The 22,152-nt window shown below is 68.9% G+C and carries 20 protein-coding genes; 12 read left to right on the top strand and 8 right to left on the bottom strand.

Annotated features, from left to right (window positions below; translation table 11 throughout):
- The first annotated feature begins 144 nt into the window (after positions 1 to 144).
- Positions 145 to 1,002, top strand: coding sequence for a methyltransferase domain-containing protein (locus OHS16_RS07530; protein ID WP_328536404.1), 858 nt, complete (start codon positions 145 to 147; stop codon positions 1,000 to 1,002).
- On the top strand, positions 1,003 to 2,097 hold the full coding sequence (locus OHS16_RS07525; protein ID WP_328536403.1) for a terpene synthase family protein: 1,095 nt from the start codon (positions 1,003 to 1,005) through the stop codon (positions 2,095 to 2,097).
- Between the two features lie 26 nt (positions 2,098 to 2,123).
- Here the strand turns inward: OHS16_RS07525 and OHS16_RS07520 are convergent, their stop codons facing one another.
- From OHS16_RS07520 to OHS16_RS07500, 5 genes are all read right to left on the bottom strand, one after another.
- Positions 2,124 to 3,224, bottom strand: a complete 1,101-nt coding sequence (locus tag OHS16_RS07520; RefSeq protein WP_328536402.1) for an LOG family protein — start codon at positions 3,222 to 3,224, stop codon at positions 2,124 to 2,126.
- A 26-nt stretch (positions 3,225 to 3,250) separates the two neighbouring features.
- On the bottom strand, positions 3,251 to 4,411 hold the full coding sequence (locus OHS16_RS07515; protein ID WP_328536401.1) for a hypothetical protein: 1,161 nt from the start codon (positions 4,409 to 4,411) through the stop codon (positions 3,251 to 3,253).
- Complete coding sequence (locus tag OHS16_RS07510; RefSeq protein WP_328536400.1) at positions 4,393 to 5,139, bottom strand: ABC transporter ATP-binding protein; 747 nt, start codon at positions 5,137 to 5,139, stop codon at positions 4,393 to 4,395. Before OHS16_RS07510 ends, OHS16_RS07515 begins: the two co-directional genes overlap by 19 nt.
- Positions 5,140 to 5,315: 176 nt before the next feature.
- Complete coding sequence (locus OHS16_RS07505; protein WP_328536399.1) at positions 5,316 to 6,680, bottom strand: aspartate aminotransferase family protein; 1,365 nt, start codon at positions 6,678 to 6,680, stop codon at positions 5,316 to 5,318.
- 2 nt (positions 6,681 to 6,682) lie between these two features.
- On the bottom strand, positions 6,683 to 7,186 hold the full coding sequence (locus tag OHS16_RS07500; protein ID WP_328536398.1) for an Lrp/AsnC family transcriptional regulator: 504 nt from the start codon (positions 7,184 to 7,186) through the stop codon (positions 6,683 to 6,685).
- 163 nt (positions 7,187 to 7,349) lie between these two features.
- On the opposite strand from OHS16_RS07500, the gene OHS16_RS07495 reads away from it, so the two are divergent.
- From OHS16_RS07495 to OHS16_RS07485, 3 genes are all read left to right on the top strand, one after another.
- The gene (locus OHS16_RS07495; RefSeq protein WP_328536397.1) at positions 7,350 to 8,789 is read left to right on the top strand and encodes a gamma-aminobutyraldehyde dehydrogenase; all 1,440 of its coding nucleotides are present in this window, start codon (positions 7,350 to 7,352) and stop codon (positions 8,787 to 8,789) included.
- A 97-nt stretch (positions 8,790 to 8,886) separates the two neighbouring features.
- Positions 8,887 to 10,074 (top strand): polyamine ABC transporter substrate-binding protein, encoded by a 1,188-nt coding sequence (locus OHS16_RS07490; protein WP_328536396.1) that lies wholly within the window; start codon positions 8,887 to 8,889, stop codon positions 10,072 to 10,074.
- A 240-nt stretch (positions 10,075 to 10,314) separates the two neighbouring features.
- Positions 10,315 to 11,253, top strand: coding sequence for an aldo/keto reductase (locus OHS16_RS07485; protein WP_328536395.1), 939 nt, complete (start codon positions 10,315 to 10,317; stop codon positions 11,251 to 11,253).
- Positions 11,254 to 11,546: 293 nt separating this feature from the next.
- Here the strand turns inward: OHS16_RS07485 and OHS16_RS07480 are convergent, their stop codons facing one another.
- Together OHS16_RS07480 and OHS16_RS07475 are read right to left on the bottom strand one after the other, a co-directional pair.
- Positions 11,547 to 12,227 carry a glycerophosphodiester phosphodiesterase gene (locus OHS16_RS07480; protein WP_328536394.1) on the bottom strand — a complete coding sequence of 227 codons (681 nt, stop codon included), beginning with the start codon at positions 12,225 to 12,227 and terminating at the stop codon, positions 11,547 to 11,549.
- Positions 12,228 to 12,260: 33 nt separating this feature from the next.
- A complete protein-coding gene (locus tag OHS16_RS07475) occupies positions 12,261 to 13,286 on the bottom strand; it encodes an adenosine deaminase (protein WP_328536393.1) in 1,026 nt (341 codons plus the stop codon).
- A 109-nt stretch (positions 13,287 to 13,395) separates the two neighbouring features.
- Between OHS16_RS07475 and OHS16_RS07470 the strand changes: the two genes are divergently transcribed.
- Entirely contained in the window at positions 13,396 to 14,127 is a 732-nt protein-coding gene (locus OHS16_RS07470; protein WP_328536392.1) for a DUF4190 domain-containing protein, read from the top strand.
- Here the strand turns inward: OHS16_RS07470 and OHS16_RS07465 are convergent.
- A complete protein-coding gene (locus tag OHS16_RS07465; RefSeq protein ID WP_328536391.1) occupies positions 14,108 to 14,695 on the bottom strand; it encodes an NADAR family protein in 588 nt (195 codons plus the stop codon). The two genes, OHS16_RS07470 and OHS16_RS07465, sit on opposite strands and share 20 nt — an antisense overlap.
- 174 nt (positions 14,696 to 14,869) lie before the next feature.
- Between OHS16_RS07465 and OHS16_RS07460 the strand changes: the two genes are divergently transcribed.
- Genes OHS16_RS07460 through OHS16_RS07435 form a run of 6 tightly spaced genes read left to right on the top strand, consistent with a single transcriptional unit; the run spans position 14,870 to position 22,026 of the window.
- Positions 14,870 to 16,375 (top strand): gamma-aminobutyraldehyde dehydrogenase, encoded by a 1,506-nt coding sequence (locus OHS16_RS07460; RefSeq protein WP_328536390.1) that lies wholly within the window; start codon positions 14,870 to 14,872, stop codon positions 16,373 to 16,375.
- An 18-nt stretch (positions 16,376 to 16,393) separates the two neighbouring features.
- Positions 16,394 to 17,641 (top strand): ABC transporter substrate-binding protein, encoded by a 1,248-nt coding sequence (locus OHS16_RS07455; protein ID WP_328536389.1) that lies wholly within the window; start codon positions 16,394 to 16,396, stop codon positions 17,639 to 17,641.
- Positions 17,642 to 17,699: 58 nt separating this feature from the next.
- Entirely contained in the window at positions 17,700 to 18,854 is a 1,155-nt protein-coding gene (locus OHS16_RS07450; RefSeq protein WP_328536388.1) for an ABC transporter ATP-binding protein, read from the top strand.
- Positions 18,851 to 19,774 (top strand): ABC transporter permease, encoded by a 924-nt coding sequence (locus tag OHS16_RS07445; protein ID WP_328536387.1) that lies wholly within the window; start codon positions 18,851 to 18,853, stop codon positions 19,772 to 19,774. Before OHS16_RS07450 ends, OHS16_RS07445 begins: the two co-directional genes overlap by 4 nt.
- Positions 19,774 to 20,583, top strand: coding sequence for an ABC transporter permease (locus OHS16_RS07440; RefSeq protein ID WP_328536386.1), 810 nt, complete (start codon positions 19,774 to 19,776; stop codon positions 20,581 to 20,583). The genes OHS16_RS07445 and OHS16_RS07440 overlap by 1 nt, the downstream gene beginning before the upstream one ends.
- Before the next feature lie 24 nt (positions 20,584 to 20,607).
- Positions 20,608 to 22,026, top strand: a complete 1,419-nt coding sequence (locus OHS16_RS07435; RefSeq protein ID WP_328536385.1) for an NAD(P)/FAD-dependent oxidoreductase — start codon at positions 20,608 to 20,610, stop codon at positions 22,024 to 22,026.
- The last annotated feature ends 126 nt before the right edge of the window (positions 22,027 to 22,152 follow it).

Raw genomic sequence — 22,152 nt, 5'->3', positions numbered from 1 at the left:
TGGTCAACGTGACGCGATTTGTGACTGGCTGTGTTCTCCTAGACAAGTTCTTGAGACCCATTGGGGAATATCCCTGCAAGGGGGCCTGCCGTGGACAACCGACTAGCAGTACGCACAACTGTCGTTGAGGAACCTGGTTTCGACGTGGGGCAGGTACCGCTCTACTACTCCGCCAAGACCGCGGCGATCGTCCACAAGTACGGTCCCGGGCCGCGAATCCACTTTCATGTGGGGCTCTTCGACCCCGCCCACCAGCCTCCGAACACCACGGTCGCGCAGCATGTGATCCGCCGTCGCCTCGTCGCGTCGCAGGAGGCCATGGTGAAGCGCGCCGCCCAGTTGTGGGACGTCGCGGGTGACCGGCCGGACGAACTGCTCGACGTCGGCTGCGGACTGGGCGGCGGTTCGATCCTCTGGGCCCAGGACCACGGCGCATCGGTCACCGCACTGACCATCGCCGCCGACCACGCCCCGCTGATAGCCGACCTGGCCCGTCAGGCGGGTGTCGGCGGACTCGTCACACCCGTCGTCGGCGATGTGCACGAACTCACCTCCGCGCGGCGCTACGACGCGGCGGTCGCCTTCGAGAGCTCCGGCTACATGGACCGCGAGCGGCTGTTCCAGGTGATGGCCAAGGCCCTGAAGCCGGGCGGCTGGTTCGGAGTCCAGGAACACTTCCTGCGCCGACCGGAGTGGACCGAGTTCATCGACGGTTACTACCACACCCGGCTCGGTACCCTCACCGAGTACATCGCAGCGGCCCGCGCGGCCGGCTTCGATCTCGAACAGGACGAGGACGTCACGGACGAGGTCACCGAGTTCTGGGTGCAGAGCATGGCGTGGTCGACGCTGGAGATCGACCGGACGGCAGGCGCCGACTCGGTTCCCGTCCCCCGGGAACGGCTCGTTGAATCGGCGCTGACCCACGGCAAGTTCTTCCGGGTCTGGCGCGACCGGAGCATCGAGACACGCATTCTGCTGTTCCGGCTGCGGGGGGCCTGAGTGGGCACCCGCACGCCGGCCATCGGCTGGCGACTGCCGCCGTTCTACTGCCCCATCGAGCCCGCCGTGCACCCGGCGGCCGACGGCCTGGAGCAGCGCGCACTGGCCTGGGTGGACGCCTTCGGCCTCTATCCGGACGAGGTCGAGCGCGCGTGGGGGGCGGCCACCCGCAGCACCGACTTCAGCTGCCGGATCATCCCCGGGGGCGACGAGGAACTGTTGCTGCTGTTCATCCACTGGAACCACTGGGCGTTCGCTCTGGACGACGTGGTCCACGACACCGGTTCGTCCGCGACTACGGCCGCTTCGGTCGCGGAGTTCAACTCCCGGGTCGCCCGCGGTCTGGAGACCCCGGGCGCAGGCGGGCTGGGCCCGGGCCCGCTGTCGGCGGCCTACGACGACCTGGTCAGGCGCACCCGCGCGGCGGCCGGACCGTTCGCGTTCCATCTGATCTGTGAGGGTCTGCGGGACTGGCTGTTCGGCGCCACCTGGCAGGCGGGCAACACCGAGCGCGGTGTGATGCCGGGCCTCGACGACTACGTCTCGATGCGCCCTTCGATCAACGGCACCCGCTTCTCCCTGGCCTGGAGCCTGCTGGCGCAGGGCATCCAGGTGCCGCCGCAGGAGCTGTACGACGACCGGGTACAGGCACTCACCGATATCGCCGGCTACGTGGTCAGCTGCGACAACGATCTGTTCTCCTACGCCAAGGAGGACGACCAGGAGCAGCTGGAACAGAACCTGGTGAACGTGCTGGCGCATGCCAAGGGCTGCGCACCGGCCGACGCGCTCGCCGATGCGGTCGGGCTGCGGGACCGTGCGATGAACCTGTTTCTGCGCTTGCGTGAGCAGGTCGCCCGGGGGGCCGGTGACGATCTGCGCCGCTATCTGGAGGCGCTCGGCCACTACATCGTGGGCTGTGTGCTGTGGATGGACGCGGCGCCCCGCTACGCGAGTCCGCGCAACCGCAACCCGCTGCCGGTGGCCGGGGCCGCATGGGGAGTGGAGCTCACCGACCGGCCGAGCGACCCGCGCACCGAAGCGCCACCGATACCGTCGGCGGCCTGGTGGTGGGCGCAGCTCGACCGGAGCTGATCCGTCCGGAGGCGCTGCCGTCCGGCTCAGGACATGGCGGCCAGCGCGTCCGGGGCCTCGGCCACCGTGTCGACCAGGGCGATCCTGGACTCCATGGCACGCCCCTCGGCCAGCGACCGGAGCAGTGGCCAGGCCGGCAGCTCCTCGGTCCAGTGGGCCCGGTTCACCAGCACCATGGGGGTCGGCTCGCCGCGGGAACCGTAGTAGTTCGGGGTCGCGTTGTCGAAGATCTCCTGGACCGTGCCCGCTGCTCCCGGCAGGAAGACCACACCCGCGGTGGAGCGGGCCAGCAGTCCGTCCTCGCGGGTGGCGTTGGCGAAGTACTTGGCGATGTGCCCGGCGAAGGCGTTGGGGGGCTCGTGGCCGTAGAACCAGGTGGGGATGCCGACGGAGTCCCCGCCGTCGGGCCAGCGGGTGCGCACCTCGAATGCGGCCCGGGCCCAATCGGACACCGAGGGGCTGAACGACGGTGTCTTGCCGAGGATCTCGAGTGCCTCGTCCAGCATGCCGTCCCGGAAGGGTGCGGCATGTGCGCCGAGATTTGCCGCCTCCATGGCGCCGGGGCCGCCGCCGGTGGCCACGGTCAGCCCGGTGCGGGCGAGCGTGCGTCCCAGGCGGGCCGCTCCGGCGTACTCCGCCGTGCCACGGGCCATCGCGTGACCGCCCATCACGCCCACGACCCGGGCGCTTTCCAGGTGTTCGTCGAGAGCGTCGGAGATCGCGTCGTCGTGGATCGAGCGGAGCATCGAGGCGAATATGTCGCCGTCTGCCTTGGTCCGCTGGAACCACTGGTAGGCGAGGGCGTCCGGAGTGGTCTCGTAGCCGTCCGCGAGCCCTTCGAAGAGCTCGTCGGCCGAGTACAGCAGACCGCGGTACGGGGCGAACGGCAGTCCGGGTACCGGCGGGAAGACGAGCGCTCCGTCCGCACGGACCCGGGCCTCGGCCTCGGGGCTCATCGGACAGCCCAGGAAGACGGCGTTGGCGTTGCCGGCCGACAGAAGGACATCCGTACGGCCCGTCAGGTCGACGGCCTGGACGCGGTATCCGCGGAGGGATCCGCGGGCGACGACCCGGTCGAACTCGTCCAGGGTCTCGATCTCGCGATCACGCTCAGGTGTGGTGGCCATCCGGTCATCGTAAGGGGGCGGCCGGTTCACCCGGACAGGGGCGCGGCCGCGAGCGCCGACACCGCCCCGGTGACCGCGGCGAACAGGGCGAACACCGCTGCCGCTCGCACCGCGGCCGCCGTGCGGAGCACACCGGCCGGGGCGCACACCCGCAGCAGCGACCTCGTCTCGTCGGTGCGTTCCTGCTTGGCCTGCCGGACCGCCGTGAGCAGTGTGGCCACGGTGCAGGCCACCACCACCGCCGCCCCGAGCTCGGTGAGGGGACCGTAGAGACGCTGCCCGGTCCCGTTCAGTGAGGCCGCCGCCACGATGCCGGAGAGCACCGCGCAGACGACGCCCAGCGGGCGTCCGATCCTCCGGGCCTCGGCCTGCAGCACCCGGCCGGCCAGCAGGCGCACGCCTCCTGGCCGCACCGCCTGCAGCAGGCGGCCGCACAGGTGCGTCAGCCCGGGTCCGGCCAGCGCCAGTCCCAGAGCGGTCAGCGTCCAGCCGGCCAGCACACCCGCCGGGCTGCCGTCGAAGCGGCCGGGAACGGGCAACGGCGTACTCCCGGGGTGGCGGCCGTAGTACGTCTCGACGGCGATGCCCGCCGCCACCAGGGCGACGCCCCACGGCAGCCCGTTCGGAGCGGCGGCCGGAGCACCGTCGGCCCGCTGCGGGCCGGCCGGTTCCCGGGCACGGCGCGGGCGGAGCACCCAGGCACTGACGGCCGTCGCGACGGCCGGCGTCACGGCCAGCAGGGTAAGAGTCCCTGCCAGCGGCAGTCTGGCGCCGGCTCCCAGCAGCCCGGCCGCCGCACCGTCGAGGGGCAGCCCGGCGATGTCGCCCCGCAGCTGCAGGAAGAGCAGCAGCGCGACCACACTGCCCAGGGTGCAGGAGAGCGCCGTGGAGAGGGCCGCGAGCCCGGCCAGTCCGGCCGGGCCGAGACCTGCGGCCGTCATACCGGAGCGGGGCCGGGCACTCGGATCCGTACGGGCCACCGAGACGGCGAAGTGCACCGCTGCTGCCAGCGGCACCGCGCACCACAGCAGATGCAGACGTGCACCGGTCGGATGTCCCGGGTGCCCCATGGCATAACCGAGTGCCGAGAGCAGCAGGAATCCCACCGCTGCCGAAGCTGCGGCGACCATCAGCCGCCGCAGCAGTACCAGTGGTTCGGCGCTGCGGACTAGACGGAGAGCGAGCACGCGGCGCGACCCTCGCTCTCGGATCCGCCGGAAGCACCCGAAGCGCCGGATGCGGCGCCGCAACGGCCGTCCTGAAGGGGGAGCGTCCGGTCCGCGTGCGCCGCCACTTCGGGGTCGTGCGTGGCGATGAGGACGGTGATGCCGTGCGTCCTGGCGGCGGTGGTGAGCGTGCGCAGTACCTGTTCGCCGTCCGCCCGGTGCAGCGCGGCGGTGGGTTCGTCGGCGAAGAGCACCGCGGGCCGGGAGACCAGAGCACGGGCGACGGACACGCGTTGCCGCTGCGCCTGCACCAGGGTGTGCGGACGCTTGCGGGCCAGCATCCCGACGTCGAGACGCTCGAGCCATTCGAGAGCGGCGTGCTTGGCGGGCCGGTGCCCCACGCCTTTCAGCAGCAGCGGCAGGGCCGCGTTCTCCCAGACCGTCAGTTCGGGTACCAGCCTCGGCTCGGGGTCGATCCAGCCGAACCGCTCCAACCGCAGCCGCTCGCGGGCCGGTGCCCGGAGGGTGTGCACGGGGCTGTCGTCGAACCACACCTCGCCCTGTTGCGGCACCAGCTGCCCCGACAGACACCGCAGCAGAGTTGTCTTGCCGCTGCCCCGCGGCCCGAGGACCGCGACGATCTCTCGCTCACCCACGCCGAGCGAGACATCGGTGAGTGCGGGCGAGCCGCTGTGGGAGTAGTGCGCGGAGCGCGCCCGGAGCACATCGTTGTCCGGTGGGGCCACCATGGCGAACACACCTCGGTTCAGATCGGATTTCCGGCCCCCCGTACGGGGGAACGAAAGCGGAGCCGATCGGTCACTGGGCACCGTAGGGACTCGGAACCGGGGTGTGCGGACAGCACGCGGCCCGGCGGTACCCGTAACCACTCGTACGGGTGCAGCCGGGCCGTATGATCATTCGCTCAGAGCTTCGCCCAGGCGTCGGTCAGGACCACGCGCAGGATCGACTCGATCTCGTCGAACGTCGACTGGTCGGCGATCAGCGGAGGCGCGAGCTGGACAACCGGGTCGCCGCGGTCGTCGGCCCTGCAGTACAGGCCGTTCTCGAAGAGGCCCTTGGAGACGGCGTTGTACAGGATCCGCTCCGTCTCCTCCTCGTTGAAGGTCTCCTTGGTGGCCTTGTCCTTCACGAGCTCGATGCCGTAGAAGAAGCCGTTGCCGCGGACGTCGCCGACGATCGGCAGGTCGTACAGCTTCTGCAGGGTCGCGTGGAAGGCACCTTCGTTGTCGAGCACGTGCTGGTTCAGTCCCTCGCGCTCGAACACATCGAGGTTGGCGAGGCCGACGGCCGCGGAGACCGGGTGACCGCCGAAGGTGTATCCGTGCAGGAAGGTGTTGCCGCCGCCCCGGTAGAAGGGCTCGGCCAGCCGGTCGGAGATGATGCAGGCGCCGATCGGGGAGTACCCCGATGTCATCCCCTTGGCGCAGGTGATCATGTCGGGCACGTAGTCGAACTTGTCGCAGGCGAACATCGTCCCGAGACGGCCGAAGGCGCAGATGACCTCGTCGGAGACGAGCAGCACGTTGTACTTGTCGCAGATCTCGCGGACCCGCTGGAAGTAACCGGGCGGCGGCGGGAAACAGCCGCCCGCGTTCTGCACCGGCTCCAGGAAGACGGCCGCGACGGTGTCGGCCCCCTCGAAGAGGATCTCCTGCTCGATCTGGTCGGCGGCCCAGCGGCCGAAGGCCTCCGGGTCGTCACCGTGGATCGGGGCCCGGTAGATGTTGGTGTTGGGAACCTTGTGGGCACCCGGGACCAGTGGTTCGAAGGGTGCCTTGAGGGCAGGCAGACCGGTGATGGACAACGCGCCCGCCGGGGTGCCGTGGTAGGCGACGGCACGGGAGATGACCTTGTACTTGGTGTGGTTGCCGGTGAGCTTGTGGTACTGCTTCGCCAGCTTCCAGGCGGTCTCCACCGCCTCGCCGCCGCCGGTCGTGAAGAAGACCTTGTTGAGGTCGCCCGGCGCGTAGTCGGCGAGGCGCTCGGCCAGCTCCACGGCCTTGGGGTGGGCGTAGGACCAGATCGGGAAGAAGGCCAGTTCCTGGGCCTGCTTGTAGGCGGTCTCGGCGAGCTCGTGCCTGCCGTGGCCCGCGTTGACCACGAACAGGCCGGCCAGGCCGTCGAGGTAGCGCTTGCCCTTGTCGTCGAAGATGTAGGTGCCCTCGCCACGCACGATGGTGGGAACGGGCGCGTTCTCGTACGACGACATGTCGGTGAAATGCATCCACAGGTGGTCGTACGCGGTCTGGCTGAGGTCCTTGCTCATGACTATCGGGTGCCCCACTGGTAGGTCTGCTTCTTCAGCTTGAGATAGACGAAACTCTCGGTGGCCCGCACGCCCGGGAGCGCGCGGATGCGCTTGTTGATCAGTTCCAGCAGGTGGTCGTCGTCCTCGCAGACGACTTCCACCATGAGGTCGAACGAGCCCGCGGTCATCACCACGTAATCGACCTCGTTCATGGTGGTCAGCGCGTCGGCGACCGGGTCGAGATCGCCCTCGACCGTGATGCCGACCATGGCCTGCCGCCGGAAACCCACCGTGAGCGGGTCCGTGACGGCGACGATCTGCATCACTCCCTGGTCCTGGAGCTTCTGCACACGCTGGCGCACAGCCGCCTCGGAGAGGCCCACGGCCTTGCCGATCGCGGCGTAGGGACGCCTGCCGTCCTGCTGGAGCTGTTCGATGATTGCCAGGGAAACGGCGTCGATCGGGGGAGTGCCGTTCCCGTTCCTGGGGTCTGCGCTACGACTGGCCACGCCCACACTGTGCATGAGGTATCGCCCGTCCCGCAAGCCCAGAGCGATGAATTTCGTTGTGGAACGGCACTCTGAGAACTGAATCCGAAGTTCAGGGCGGTCAGGTATGTCGAAAGCAGCACCACAGCGATTAAGCTGGATGTCTCACCCACTGGACATACGAGAGGGAGGGGTGGCTGTGACCACCGAGCTGCGCCGGCTGCGTAACTACATCGACGGAGAGTTCCGGGACGCCGCTGACGGGCGGACCCTTGATGTGGTCAACCCGGCCACCGGCGAGGCGTACGCGACCTCGCCGCTCTCCGGGCAGGCGGACGTCGACTCCGCCATGGAGGCCGCCGCTGCCGCGTTCCCCGCCTGGCGCGACGCCACGCCCGCGGAGCGCCAGCGGGTCCTGCTGAAGATCGCCGACGCCTTCGAGGACCGGGCCGAGGACCTGATCGCCGCCGAGAGCGAGAACACCGGCAAGCCGATCGGTCTCACCCGCACCGAGGAAATCCCGCCGATGGTGGACCAGATCCGCTTCTTCGCGGGTGCCGCGCGGCTGCTCGAGGGGCGATCGGCCGGCGAGTACATGGAGGGCCTCACCTCGATCGTCCGGCGCGAGCCGGTCGGAGTCTGCGCGCAGGTCGCGCCGTGGAACTACCCGATGATGATGGCGGTGTGGAAGTTCGCTCCGGCTCTGGCCGCAGGCAACACGGTGGTCCTCAAGCCCTCCGACACCACGCCGGCCTCCACGGTGCTGATGGCGGAGATCATCGGCGCGATCGCACCGAAGGGCGTCTTCAACGTCGTCTGCGGCGACCGGGACACCGGCCGTGCGATGGTCGAGCACAAGGTGCCCGCGATGGCCTCCATCACCGGCTCGGTACGCGCCGGTATGCAGGTGGCCGAGTCCGCCGCCAAGGACGTCAAGCGGGTCCATCTGGAACTCGGCGGCAAGGCTCCCGTCGTGGTCTTCGAGGACGCGGACATCCCCAAGGCGGCCGAGGACATCTCGGTTGCGGGCTTCTTCAACGCCGGACAGGACTGCACAGCGGCCACCCGGGTGCTGGTGCACGAGTCCATCCACGACGAGTTCGTCGCCGAGCTGGCGAAGGCCGCGGCCGGCACCAGGACCGGGCAGCCGGATGACGAGGACGTGCTCTACGGGCCGCTCAACAACGCCAACCAGCTGAAGCAGGTCAGCGGCTTCATCGACCGGCTGCCCGCGCACGCCAAGGTCGAGGCGGGCGGCTCGCGCGTCGGGGACAAGGGCTACTTCTACGCCCCGACCGTCGTATCCGGGCTGAAGCAGGACGACGAGATCATCCAGCACGAGGTCTTCGGCCCCGTCATCACCGTCCAGTCGTTCCGTGACGAGGAGCAGGCGCTGGGCTACGCCAACGGTGTGGAGTACGCGCTGGCCTCCTCGGTGTGGACCAAGGACCACGCCCGTGCCATGCGGATGTCGAAGAACCTGGACTTCGGCTGCGTCTGGATCAACACCCATATCCCGCTCGTCGCCGAGATGCCGCACGGCGGATTCAAGAAGTCCGGCTACGGCAAGGACCTTTCGGCGTACGGCTTCGAGGACTACACGCGGATCAAGCACGTGATGACCTCGCTCGACGGCTGATACGGCCGGCCGGCAAGGCGGAGTGTCGCCGGGCGGGGCGGGTAGTGGACACCTTGTCCATTGCCCGCCCCGCCTGCGTACCGGGAAGCTGTCCGGCATGGCAGATCCAGAGGTGCCCCGGCTGTCCCGGCGTTCGGTCCTCAGCGGTTTCGGCACGGTCGGCGCCCTTGCCGCGCTCGCGGGCTGCGGGGTGCCGGCGGCGTATGTGAGTCCGGCGGAGCGGGCCGGACGGGACCGCTCGGCGCGGGACAGGAAACTGGTGTTCGCCAACTGGCCGCTCTACATCGACACCGACGACGACGACCCGTCGAAACGACCGACGCTCGATGCCTTCGAAAAGCGCTCCGGGGTCTCGGTGAAGTACACCGAGGAGATCAACGACAACGACGAGTTCTTCGGGAAGGTCAGCCCGGCGCTGATGAACCATCAGGAGACCGGCAGGGACCTGGTCGTGATCAGCGACTGGATGGCTGCCCGGTTCGTCAGGCTGGGCTGGGTGCAGGAAATGGACCGTGCGGCCCAGCCGAACGTCGCCAGGTATCTGGATCCGCAGCTGCGCTCGCCCGCGTTCGACAAGGGCCGGCGGCACAGCGTGCCCTGGCAGTCCGGGATCACCGGTATCGCCTACAACCACCGGCGGCTGGGCCGCGAGATCAGGCACATGAGCGATCTCTGGGCGCCCGACCTGAAGGGCCGGGTGACACTGCTGTCCGGTCTCGACGAGGCGTTCGCCCTGCTGATGCAGGGCGACGGCGTCGACATCACGCGCTGGACCGCGCACGACTTCCACTCCATGTGCGACCGGGTGGAGAGGCTGGTGCGGAAGAAACAGATCCGGCGATTCACCGGCAACGACTACATCAAGGACCTCTCCACCGGGGATGTGCTGGCCTGCCAGGCGTACTCCGGAGACGTGATCCAGCTCCAGGCCGACAATCCCGATATCCGGTTCGTGGTGCCCGAGGAGGGCGCCGAGCTGTGGGCCGAGTCCTTGATGATCCCCAACCTCGCCCGTCACAAGCGCAATGCGGAGAAACTGATCGACTACTACTACGAGCCGGCGGTCGCCGCCGAACTGGCGGCCTGGGTGAACTATGTGTGCCCGGTTCCCGCAGCGCGCGAGGTGCTGGCCTCGTCCAAGGACAGGGAAACCGCGGATCTGGCGGATGACCCGCTGATCTTCCCGGACGACGTGATGCGGAAGCGACTTGCCATCGCCCGGGACATCACCTCGGCCGAACGCGTCGAGTTCGCCACACGGTGGAACGCCGTGGTCGGTCTGTAGCGTGCGCGCTTCCGCGCCGCGCACCCCCGCGGATCTCGGCGGGCGACCGGTCCCGGAGCGCCCAGGGCAGTAACGCCTTCCCGTGGCAGGGATATTCCGTCGGGATGTGCGCTCCGAGAGCGCGCAGGTGGGAGTCTTGCCCCGGGCCGTGCTCACGGGCAGCGACGCGGTCGGGCCGCCGACCGGACCCGCTGTCCGACGCAGTCCGGCCGGCCCCGGATTCGCCTGAAGAGGAGAGACATGACGTCGCAGGACGTACGCGAGAGCCGTTTGCTCTACGGGTGTATGGGGCTCGGAGGCAGCTGGGACGAAACGCCGTACACGGCAGCAGACATCAGCCACGCCGAGGCGGCCGTCGAGGCCGCACTGGCCATCGGGATCACGGCCTTCGACCATGCCGACATCTACCGGCACGGCAAGTCCGAGGCAGTCTTCGGCGAGGTGCTCGCCCGAGCACCGGAACTGCGCGAGCGGATCGTCCTGCAGACCAAATGCGGCATCAGGCTCCCGTCCGGCAGCCGCCCCGGCTTCTACGATCTGCGTGGCGCGTCCATCACTCGGAGCGTCGAGGAGAGCCTGGCCCGGCTGCGCACCGACGTGATCGATGTGCTGCTGCTGCACCGGCCCGACCCGTTGGCCGATCCGGAACAGATCGCAAGCACCCTCACCTCGCTGCACGGGCAGGGCCTGGTCCGCCACTTCGGTGTGTCGAACATGAGCGCCGCACAGATCGTCTACCTGCAGACCCATCTCGACCTGCCGCTGATCGTCAACCAGCTGGAAATGAGTCTGGCCCGGCGTGACTGGGTCGAGTCCGGCGTCCTGGTCAACACACCGGCCGGCTCCGCGCACGGCTTCCCTCTGGGCACCGTCGAGCACTGCTCATCGAACGGGATCCAGCTGCAAGCCTGGGCAGCACTGGCTCAGGGCCGCTTCTCCGACGGCAGGACCCCGGCATCACAACTCGTCACGGCAGTCGCCGAGCGCAAGCACACCACGCCCGAGACGATTCTCCTGTGGTGGCTGCAGCGGCATCCGGCGCGCATCGCACCTGTCATCGGAACGTCCAACCCGCACCGCATTCACGCGTGTCTCGATGCGGTCCGAGGTGAGCCCGACCTGACCCACGAGGAGTGGTACGAGTTGTGGACCGCGGCCCGCGACTCCCCACTTCCCTAAGGGCTGTCCCGTGATCCCTGCTGGATCAGCGCGCGGCGTCAGATGCGGTGCATCGCAAGGCGGAGGGGCGTCCGCGTACTCGATTATGCGGGTGTGCCGACAACGCAGCGAGGTGCCGTAGTTGTCGTCGTGCGCCCGCCAGGGATTGCGGGACAGCCCTTGATCAGGCGCCGTGTGTGAGAAGCAGCGGCGTCCGCCCGCAGGGCAGCCGGGACTTCTCACACACGGCCCGGGCCTTTCGTTCGGATCGCGCCGGGCTCACGCGCCCTTGGGACCGGCGACCGCGCGGAGCGTCAGCGGTGCAGCAGCCCGGTCAGCGTGTCGATCCGGTTGGTGGTGATGGAGTCGGCACCGTGCTCGATGAGGCGGCGCATCGTCCGCCGGGTGTCGGCGGTCCAGGCCGAGATCAGCAGGCCGTCCCGGTGGGCGCGGTCGCAGAGTTCCGGACGCACCAGACCGAAGCGGTAGTTGAGCCAGCGGGGCTTCACGGTGTCGAGCAGGACGGGCCTCGGCGGAGCGAGCGTCTTCCAGGTCATGGCGATCTCGGCGGCCGGGTCGGCCCGGCGCACCCTGAGCATGGCGTCGGGGCCGGCACAGTAGTACACCCGCTCACCGGCCCCGCACTCCCGGACGATGCCGACGATCTTTTGCACCGCCGTCTCGGTGGCGTCCGGCAGATCGATCATGACCCGGTGACCGCCGGTAGCAGTCAGGGCGTCGTGCAGGGTGGGGACACCGCCGGCCGTCAGCCCGCGCACCTCATCCGCGGAGAGCAGGGCGAGTGGGCGCTCCTGGCCCCACAGCCGTTCCAGTGTCGCGTCGTGCAGCAGCACCGCCTCGCCGTCCGCGGTCAGCCGGACGTCGATCTCCACGGCGTCCGCTCCCCGTTCCAGCGCGGAACGGATGGAGGGCAGGGTGTTCTCCCGGACCCGGTACGGGTCGCCGCGGTGGGCCACGGCAGTGACGGTACGCATGCTGTCATCTTCGCGGGCGGCTCCCGTCCGCGGCTACTCGGAGAGGTAGCCCGCGGTGTACGTGTCGATCTCCGCGGCGAGCTTCGCCTTGCCCGGGGCGTCCAGGAACGACGCCTGCACGGCGTTCTTCGCGAGGTCTGCCGTGCCCTGCTCGTCCAGACCGAGGAGACGGGCGGCGACCAGGTACTCGTTGTTGAGGTCGGTGCCGAACATGGGCGGGTCGTCGCTGTTGATGGTCACCAGAACGCCCGCGTCGGCCATCTCCTTTATCGGATGCAGGTCGAGCGAGGTGACGGCGCGGGTCGCGATGTTGGACGTGGGGCAGACCTCCAGGGCGATCCGGTGCTCGGCGAGATACGCCAGCAGCTCCGGGTCCTGGGTGGCGCTGGTGCCGTGGCCGACGCGCTCGGCGCCCAGATGGTTCAGTGCATCCCAGATGGTCCCGGGTCCGGTCGTCTCGCCCGCGTGCGGCGCCGAGTGCAGCCCGGCCGCGATGGCCCGGTCGAAGTAGGGCTTGAACTGCGGGCGCTCCACACCGATCTCCGGTCCGCCGAGGCCGAAGGAGATCAGACCCTCGGGGCGCAGATCCAGGGCCAGCCGGGTGGTCTCGGCCGCCGCATCGAGACCTGCCTCACCGGGGATGTCGAAGCACCAGCGCAGCACGGTGCCGAGCTCGGCCTCGGCCGCCTTGCGGGCATCCTCGATCGCCTCCATGAAGGCCTGCTCGGGGATACCCCGGCGAACCGAGGAGAACGGAGTGATGGTGAGCTCGGCGTACCTGATGTTCTGTCGGGCCATGTCACGCGCGATCTCGAAGGTCAGCAGCCGGACGTCCTCCGGGGTGCGGATCAGGTCCACGACGGAGAGGTACACCTCGATGAAGTGCCCGAAGTCGGTGAAGGTGAAGTAGTCGGCGAGGGCCTCGGGGTCGCTGGGGACCACGGAGTCCGGATGGCGGGCGGCGAGTTCCGCGACGATGCGCGGCGAAGCGGACCCGACATGGTGCACATGCAGTTCGGCCTTGGGCAGCCCGGCAATGAAGGGGTGCAGATCGGTCATCGGGGTCCTCCGGGGTGCGGTGTGCTCTGTCGGTCGCGGATCATCGTATGCGGGGGCCAGTGGGGTGACAGCAGGCTCTAGCATGACGAGCCGAGGATGGGGGAGGCCCATGTCAGACAATGCACAGCGCCCTGCGGGGGACCAGGAACCGAGGGATCCCTGGGCTCCGCCCGAGCACAGGGTCCCACTGGAGAAGCCGCCGGCGCCGCCGGCCAACCCGGTGCACGACCAGCCGACGGTCGCGGCGATGCCGGGTATCGCACCGGACGCGGGTCCCGGACCGCAGGGGCCGGGCTACTCCGTGCCGGGGCAGCCCGCTCCGGGACAGCCCGGCACCGTGCGGCCGCCGGGGTTCGTGCCGGCGCCACCGGTAGCGCCCGGAGGTCCGGGCCCGAGCGCGCCGGGTGCCTACGGTTACCCGTCCTACCCCGGCGCAGGCGGGCAGCCCGCGTCCTACGGCGGCTACCCAGGCTATCCGGGCTACGGCGCCCAGGGCGGCTGGAACACCATGCAGCAGGGGCCGGCCAACGGACTCGGGGTCGCGGCCCTGGTGCTGGGGATCGTCGGCGTGGTCGTCTTCTGCGCCTGGGGCCTGGGCATCATCATCGGCACTCTGGCGCTGATCTTCGGCATCCTCGGCCGCAAGCGCGCCAATCGCGGGGAGGCGAACAACGGCGGTATGGCGCTCGCCGGGATCATCCTCGGATCCATCGGGATCGTGATCGGTGCCGTGACGCTCTGCCTCTACATATGGGCCATCCAGCACAGCCACGACTCCGACCCGTACGACTACGACGACGGCTCGTACTCCAGCGCCCTGGTCATCGACGCGGGCCGGTAGTGCCCCGGCCGGGAGCGGCCGCGGGGGTCCGAAGCCGCTCCCTGGCGTCCATAAGTGCGAAGCCCAGCAGATTGAGACCGCGCCAGCGGTCCGGCTGCTGGGCCCGTTCGTCGTCAGCGGCCAGCCCGATCCCCCAGATCCGGTCCACCGGGCTGGCCTCGACGAGCACCCGGTCGCCGGTCGCCAGCAGGAACTCGCGCAGCTGCGGATGCTGGGCGAACTTGTGCACGCTGCCTTCGACCACGATCCGGTAGCGCTCGCGCTGCCAGACCGTGTCGTCGAAACCGCGCACCAACCGCCCCGCCTTTTTGGCCAGAGCCGGGTTCGCCGCGTCCAGCGCCCGCTGCTCGGTCTCGCCATCCGCGAAGAGCCGGGCCTTGCCGGCCATCATCCAGTGCTCGGCTGTCGCGTACCGCACGCCGTCCACCGTGAAGGGCGACTCCCACCACTGGCTGAGGCAGGTGGCTCCGACAGCACCGTCGTGCCGGGGTGTGTGGCCCCAGAAGTGAAGGAATTTGACCCTGTCGCCCCGGCTGACCTGCGTGGCGAGTGCATCGATCCGTTCCATGCACGGGAGTCTGGCAGCCGCCACGGACACTCCGTCGTGGATTTCCTGGCTTCCGCGACAGATGGTCGACCGATTCCGTTGCTTAACCAAAAGGCAACAACGGAATCCCTTGTTGCGCCACCGTGACTCTGTCAGGATCGGCACTCAATTCGAGCTTGAGCTACGGAGAGCGCGATGGTGAACGGCTTCCAGGTGCACGACCGCTTCGCGGCCGGCGCGCAGTACATCGGCGGGCGGCTGCGGCCCGGTACATCCGGTCGCGAGCAGCGCGTCGTGAACCCGGCGACCGGCGCGGAGGTGTTCAGCTACGAACTGGCGGGCACCGCCGACGTCGATGCCGCGGTGGCCGCTGCGCGCGATGCCTTTCCCGGCTGGGCCGCGGCCACTCCGGGCGAGCGCTCGGACGTTCTGCACCGCTTCGCCGGCGTTCTCGCCGAGCGGGCGGAGGAGTTCGCGTACGCCGAATCGCTGCAGTGCGGCAAGCCGATCAAGCTGAGCCGCGAGTTCGACGTACCCGGCACCGTCGACAACGCCTCCTTCTTCGCGGGTGCGGCCCGGCACCTCCAGGGCCAGTCGGCGGGTGAGTACAGCGGCGACCACACCTCGTACGTGCGCCGTGAGCCGATCGGTGTCGTCGGTTCCATCGCCCCCTGGAACTATCCCCTCCAGATGGCTGCCTGGAAGATCCTCCCGGCGGTCGCGGCAGGCAACACGATCGTCCTCAAGCCGGCCGAGATCACCCCGCTCACCTCGCTGATGTTCGCTCAGGCGGCGACCGAAGCCGGCTTCCCGGACGGCGTGATCAACATCGTCAACGGGCTGGGACAGGTGGCGGGCGAGCATCTGGTCGGTCACCCGGACGTGGTGATGACGTCGTTCACCGGCTCGACGGCCGTCGGGCGGCGGGTCGCCGAGATCGCCACCGCCACCGTCAAGCGCCTTCATCTGGAGCTCGGCGGCAAGGCGCCGTTCCTGGTCTTCGACGACGCCGACCTCGATGCGGCGGTGCAGGGGGCGGTCGCCGGCGCGCTCATCAACACGGGACAGGACTGCACCGCCGCCACCCGTGCCTACGTCCAGCGCCCCCTGTACGACGCGTTCGTGCAGGGCGTCGCCGAACTGATGAGTACCGTGCGGCTCGGTGACCCCTTCGACGAGTCGACCGACGTCGGACCGCTGATCAGCCACGCCCAGCGTGACCGGGTCGCCGCCTTCGTCGACCGTGCGCGCGACGGTGCGCGGGTGGTCACCGGGGGAGAGGTGCCCGCGGGGGACGGCGCGTACTACCGCCCCACGCTCATCGCTGACGCCGCCCAGGACAGTGAGATCGTCCAGTCCGAGATCTTCGGCCCGGTGCTGGTCGTCCTGCCCTTCGACTCCGACGACGAGGGCATCACCCTCGCCAACGACACCCCCTACGGACTGGCCGCCTCGGCCTGGACCCGCGATGTCTACCGCGCGAACCGGGCGACCCGCGAGATCAAGGCCGGCTGCGTCTGGGTCAACGACCACATTCCGATCATCAGCGAGATGCCGCACGGCGGATACAAGGCGAGCGGCTTCGGCAAGGACATGTCCTCGTATTCGTTCGAGGAGTACACACAGGTCAAGCACGTGATGTACGACAACACCGCGGTGGCACGCAAGGACTGGCACCGCACGATCTTCGGGGACCGATAGAGAAAGGGCACAGAGCCCATGGAGCAGTACGAGCCAGACCGTCTCTCCCCGCCCCAGCTTGCCGCCATGCGCCGCAGTCTGACCAGCGGCCGGGGCGCCCTCACCCGCCGATCGCTGCTGCGTGCCACCGGCGCCGGTGCGCTCGCGGTCGGGTCTCTCGCCACGCTGAGCGCCTGTGGCATCCCGGCCGCCAAACGCGAGGGCGGAGCTCCGGCCTCCGATGACCACTCGGCCAGTGAGAAGGAGATCAACTTCTCCAACTGGACCGAGTACATGGACGTCAGCGACGACGAGAAGCACCGGCCCACCCTGGAGGCGTTCACCCGGCGCACCGGGATCAGGGTGAAGTACACCGAGGACATCAACGACAACGTCGAGTTCTTCGGCAAGATCAAACCGCAGCTCGCGGCCGGGCAGGACACCGGGCGGGACCTGATGATCCTCACCGACTGGCTGGCCGCCAGGCTGATCAACTTCGGCTGGGCGCAGAAACTGGATGCCACCCGGCTGCCACACGCCTACGCGAATCTGGCCGACCAGTTCCGCAGCCCCGACTGGGACCCGGGCCGCGCCTACACCTATCCCTGGACCGGCATCCCCACCGTCATCGCCTACAACACCAAGGCAACGGGGGGCCGCAAGGTCGACTCCGTCACGCAGCTACTCGACGACCCGGCGCTGAAGGGACGGGTCGGTTTTCTCTCCGAGATGCGCGACTCCATCGGAATGACCCTGCTGGACATGGGCAAGGCCCCCGAGAAGGTCACCGACGCCGACTACGACGCCGCGATCGGCAGGCTGCAGAAGGGCGTCGACAAGAAGCAGATCCGCCGCTTCACCGGCAACGACTACATCAGCGACCTGGACAAGGGCGACCTCGCCGCCTGCGTCGCCTGGGGCGGAGACATCACCCAGCTGCAGAGCGACAACCCGCACGTGAAATACGCGATCCCGGCAGCCGGCTACATGACGTCCACCGACAACATGCTGATACCCGCCAAGGCGCGGCACCAGGCCAACGCCGAGCGGCTGATGGACTACTACTACGAGCTGCCGGTCGCCGCGAAACTGGCCGCCTACATCAACTACGTCTGCCCCGTCGAAGGGGTCCGTGCGGAACTGACGAAGATCGACCCGAAGCTGGCGGCGAACACACTGATTCTGCCGGACAGCGAAATGGCCGCGAAGTCGCACGCCTTCCGCTCGCTCTCCAGCAAGGAAGAGACGGCGTACGAAGCGAAGTTCGCCAAGCTCATCGGCGCCTGACCCGCCTCCTCATCGGCGCTCCTCCACGAAGCCCTCTCACCGACCCGGGACCGCACCCATGACGACCGCACCCAAGACACAGACGAATGAAGGCGGCGACGTCCGTCTCACCGGGATCAGCAAGACGTACGGCTCCTTCACCGCCGTCCACCCGCTGGATCTGACCGTCCCGCAGGGCTCCTTCTTCGCACTGCTCGGAGCCTCGGGCTGTGGCAAGACCACCACGCTGCGGATGATCGCAGGTCTGGAGGACCCGACCACCGGGACCGTCGCGCTCGGCGGCCACGACGTCACCGACCTGCCGCCCTACAAGCGCCCGGTCAACACCGTCTTCCAGTCGTATGCGCTCTTCCCGCACCTGGACGTCACGGAGAACATCGCCTTCGGGCTGCGCAGGCGGGGCATCAAGTCCGTCAGGAAACAGGTCGGCGACATGCTCGACCTCGTCCAGCTCGGCGACTTCGCCCACCGCAAGCCCCATCAGCTCTCCGGCGGCCAGCAGCAGCGCGTCGCCGTCGCGCGCGCGCTCATCAACCACCCGCAGGTACTGCTCCTCGACGAGCCGCTGGGTGCTCTCGACCTGAAACTGCGCCGCCAGATGCAGCTGGAACTCAAGCGGATCCAGACCGAGGTCGGTATCACCTTCGTCCATGTCACCCACGACCAGGAGGAGGCCATGACCATGGCCGACACCGTCGCGGTGATGAACGGCGGCCGGGTCGAGCAGCTCGGCGCACCGGCCGAACTCTACGAGAACCCGCAGACCACCTTCGTCGCCAACTTCCTCGGCACCTCCAACCTGATCCAGGCCGAGGTCGTCAGGGCCGCATCCGACATCACCGTGCTGGCGTCGGGAGCCGAGCTGCGGCTGCCGGCCGGCCGGTGTACGGCGGCCACCACCAGCGGCGGCAAGCTGCTCGTCGGCGTACGCCCGGAGAAGGTCTCGCTGGTGCACGCGGACGACTCGGCGCAGATCCCGGCGGGCCGCAACAAGATCACCGGACGGATAGCCGACTCCAGCTTCATCGGTGTCTCCACGCAGTACGTCATCGACAGCCCGGTCTGCCCGGAGCTCGAGGTCTACGTGCAGAACATCGAGCGGGACGCCCGGCTGACCCCCGGCGCCGAGGTGGTACTGCACTGGAACCCGGAACACTCCTTCGGCCTGGACGCGGCGCAGGACATCGACGCGGGCATCGAGGAGGCGGCGTGACCCTCACCGACGCTCCGCCCGCATCCCGCACCGAACCCGCCGTGCGCAAGCGCCCGGTCCGCAAGCGGCTCGTGCCCTACTGGCTGCTGATCCCCGGCATCATCTGGCTGCTCGTCTTCTTCGCGCTTCCGATGGTCTACCAGGCGTCGACCTCCGTCCAGACGGGGTCGCTCGAGGACGGTTTCCGGGTCACCTGGCACTTCCGGACGTACCTGGACGCGCTGACCGGGTACTACCCGCAGTTCATCCGCTCCCTGCTGTACGCGGGCACCGCCACGGGGCTCTGTCTGCTGCTCGGCTATCCGCTCTCGTATCTCATCGCCTTCAAGGCCGGCCGCTGGCGCAATCTGGTGCTGATCCTGGTCATCGCGCCGTTCTTCACCAGCTTCCTGATCCGTACGCTGGCCTGGAAGACGATCCTCGCCGACGGCGGGCCCGTGGTGGGCGTGCTCAACACGCTGCACATCCTGGACGTCACCAGCTGGCTCGGCTGGACCGAGGGCAGCCGGGTCCTCGCCACGCCGATGGCCGTGGTCTGCGGACTCACCTACAACTTCCTGCCGTTCATGATCCTTCCGCTCTACACCTCGCTCGAGCGGATCGACGGCCGGCTCCACGAGGCGGCGGGTGACCTCTACGCCACTCCGGCCACCACCTTCCGCAAGGTGACCTTCCCGCTCTCCATGCCCGGCGTCGTCTCCGGCACCCTGCTCACCTTCATCCCGGCGGCAGGCGACTACGTCAACGCCGAACTCCTCGGCTCGACGGACACCAAAATGGTCGGAAGTGTCATCCAGTCGCAGTTCCTCCGGGTTCTCGACTATCCGACAGCGGCCGCGCTGTCCTTCATCCTGATGGCAGTCGTGCTGATCATGGTCACCGTCTACATCCGCCGAGCCGGTACGGAGGACCTGGTCTGATGCTGAGCCATTCGCTGCGCCGGCTGCGGCGCCATCTCGTCACCGCCGCGGGTCTGTTCACACTCGCCTACCTGATCCTGCCGAACATCGTCGTGATGTGGTTCTCCTTCAACAAGCCGAAGGGCCGCTTCAACATCACTTGGCAGAAGTTCTCGCTGGACGCCTGGAAGGACCCCTGCGGCGTGGCCGACATGTGCGGCTCGCTGTCCCTCTCCCTGCAGATCGCCGTCTGGGCGACCATCGGCTCCACCGTGCTCGGCACGATGATCGCCTTCGCGCTGGTCCGCTACCGGTTCCGGGCGCGCGGCGCGATCAATTCGCTGATCTTTCTGCCGATGGCGATGCCCGAGGTCGTGATGGCCGCCTCGCTGCTGACGCTCTTCCTCAACATGGGCGCCCAGCTGGGCTTCTGGACCATTCTGATCGCGCACATCATGTTCTGCCTGAGCTTCGTGGTCACCGCGGTCAAAGCACGCGTCATGTCCATGGACCCACGTCTCGAAGAAGCGGCGCGCGATCTCTACGCCGGTCCTGTCCAGACCTTCCTGCGGGTCACCCTGCCCATTGCCGCACCGGGGATAGCGGCGGGGGCGCTGCTCGCCTTCGCGCTCTCCTTCGACGACTTCATCATCACCAACTTCAACGCGGGCTCGACCGTGACCTTCCCGATGTACGTCTGGGGATCGGCACAGCGCGGCACGCCCGTCCAGATCAACGTCATCGGCACGACGATGTTCGTCATCGCCGTGCTGGTGGTCCTCGGCGGCCAGCTCGTCAGCAGCCGCCGGAAGAACAGCACATCGCACTGAGCAGTCCTCGAAGGAGTGGAACCCATGGCCCCAGCTGCCATGACCCGTGCGCTTTCCGCATCACTCGCCGATGCCCGACCGGTGTCGTTCTGGCTGGAGGACCCCGGCAAGCCCGGCGTGCTCCCCGCCGTCACCGGGGACCACAGCTGCGATCTGCTGGTGATCGGCGGCGGATACAGCGGACTGTGGACCGCCCTGCTGGCCAAGGAGCGCGACCCGGGGAGGGACGTCCTTCTCATCGAGGGCCATGAGGTGGGCTGGGCCGCCTCGGGCCGCAACGGCGGATTCTGTGCCGCGTCCCTCACCCATGGGCTGGCCAACGGGCTCGAGCGGTGGCCCGGCGAGATCCGGCAGCTGGAGGCGCTGGGGGAGCGCAATCTCGATGCCATCGAGTCGGCCGTCGCCCATTACGGGATCGACTGCGACTTCGAGCGCACCGGTGAGATCGATGTGGCCACCCAGCCCCACCAGCTCGACGAACTCCGGGACTGGCACCGGCAGCTGACCGAACGCGGCTTCGACGCGCCCGAGTTCCTCGACCGGGACGCGCTGCGGGCCGAGGTCGACTCCCCGACCTTCCTCGGCGGCCTCTACGACCGGCGCGGCGTCGCGATGGTGCACCCCGCCAAACTGGCCTGGGGGCTCAAGCGCGCCTGCCTCGGCCTCGGCGTGAGAATCCACGAGCGGACCCGGGCCCTGGATCTGGCGCGCTCCGGCGCGGGCATGGCGGTCCGCACCCCGTACGGCAGGATCTTCGCCCGGCAGGTGGCGCTGGGCACCAATGTCTTCCCTTCGCTGGTCAGGCGGGTGCGCCCGTACACGGTCCCGGTGTACGACTACGCGCTGACCACCGAACCGCTGACCGATGACCAGCTGGCGTCGGTCGGCTGGCAGGGACGGCAGGGGCTCGGCGACAGCGCCAACCAGTTCCACTACTTCCGGCTGACCGCCGATCGCCGCATCCTGTGGGGCGGTTACGACGCGATCTATCCCTACGGCGGGCGGATGAGCGCCGGACTCGACCACCGGCCCGACACCTATCTCACTCTCGCCGGGCACTTCTTCCGCTGTTTCCCGCAGCTCGAAGGGGTCCGCTTCAGCCATGCCTGGGGCGGTGCGATCGACACCTGCTCCCGTTTCTCGCCCTTCTTCGGCACGGCACACGGCGGTCGGGTGGCCTACGCGGCGGGCTACACCGGTCTCGGGGTCGGTGCCACCCGCTTCGGCGCAGACGTGATGCTCGATCTGCTGTCCGGCGTCCCCTCCCAGCGCACCGGACTCGCCATGGTGCGCACCAAGCCGGTGCCGTTCCCGCCTGAACCGTTCGCCTGGGCGGGAATCGGGCTGACCAAGTGGTCGCTGGCCCGGGCCGACGAGCGCGGCGGGCGGCGCAACTTCTGGCTGAAGTCGCTGGACCGGCTGGGCCTCGGCTTCGATTCCTGAGCCCGGCCGTATCCCGTGCGCCGGGGGCGCGGCTCCGCGCCCCCGGCGCGACCCACTTCACGCCCGGTATGCCGCCGAAACCGCGTAATGGATCGCTGTCACCCCGCTCCCTCCCTGTGAACGCAC

Source organism: Streptomyces sp. NBC_00344 (assembly GCF_036088315.1).
Classification (GTDB): domain Bacteria; phylum Actinomycetota; class Actinomycetes; order Streptomycetales; family Streptomycetaceae; genus Streptomyces.
Note: the sequence above shows the minus strand (reverse complement) of the source record. Positions and strands in the feature narration are given on the sequence as shown.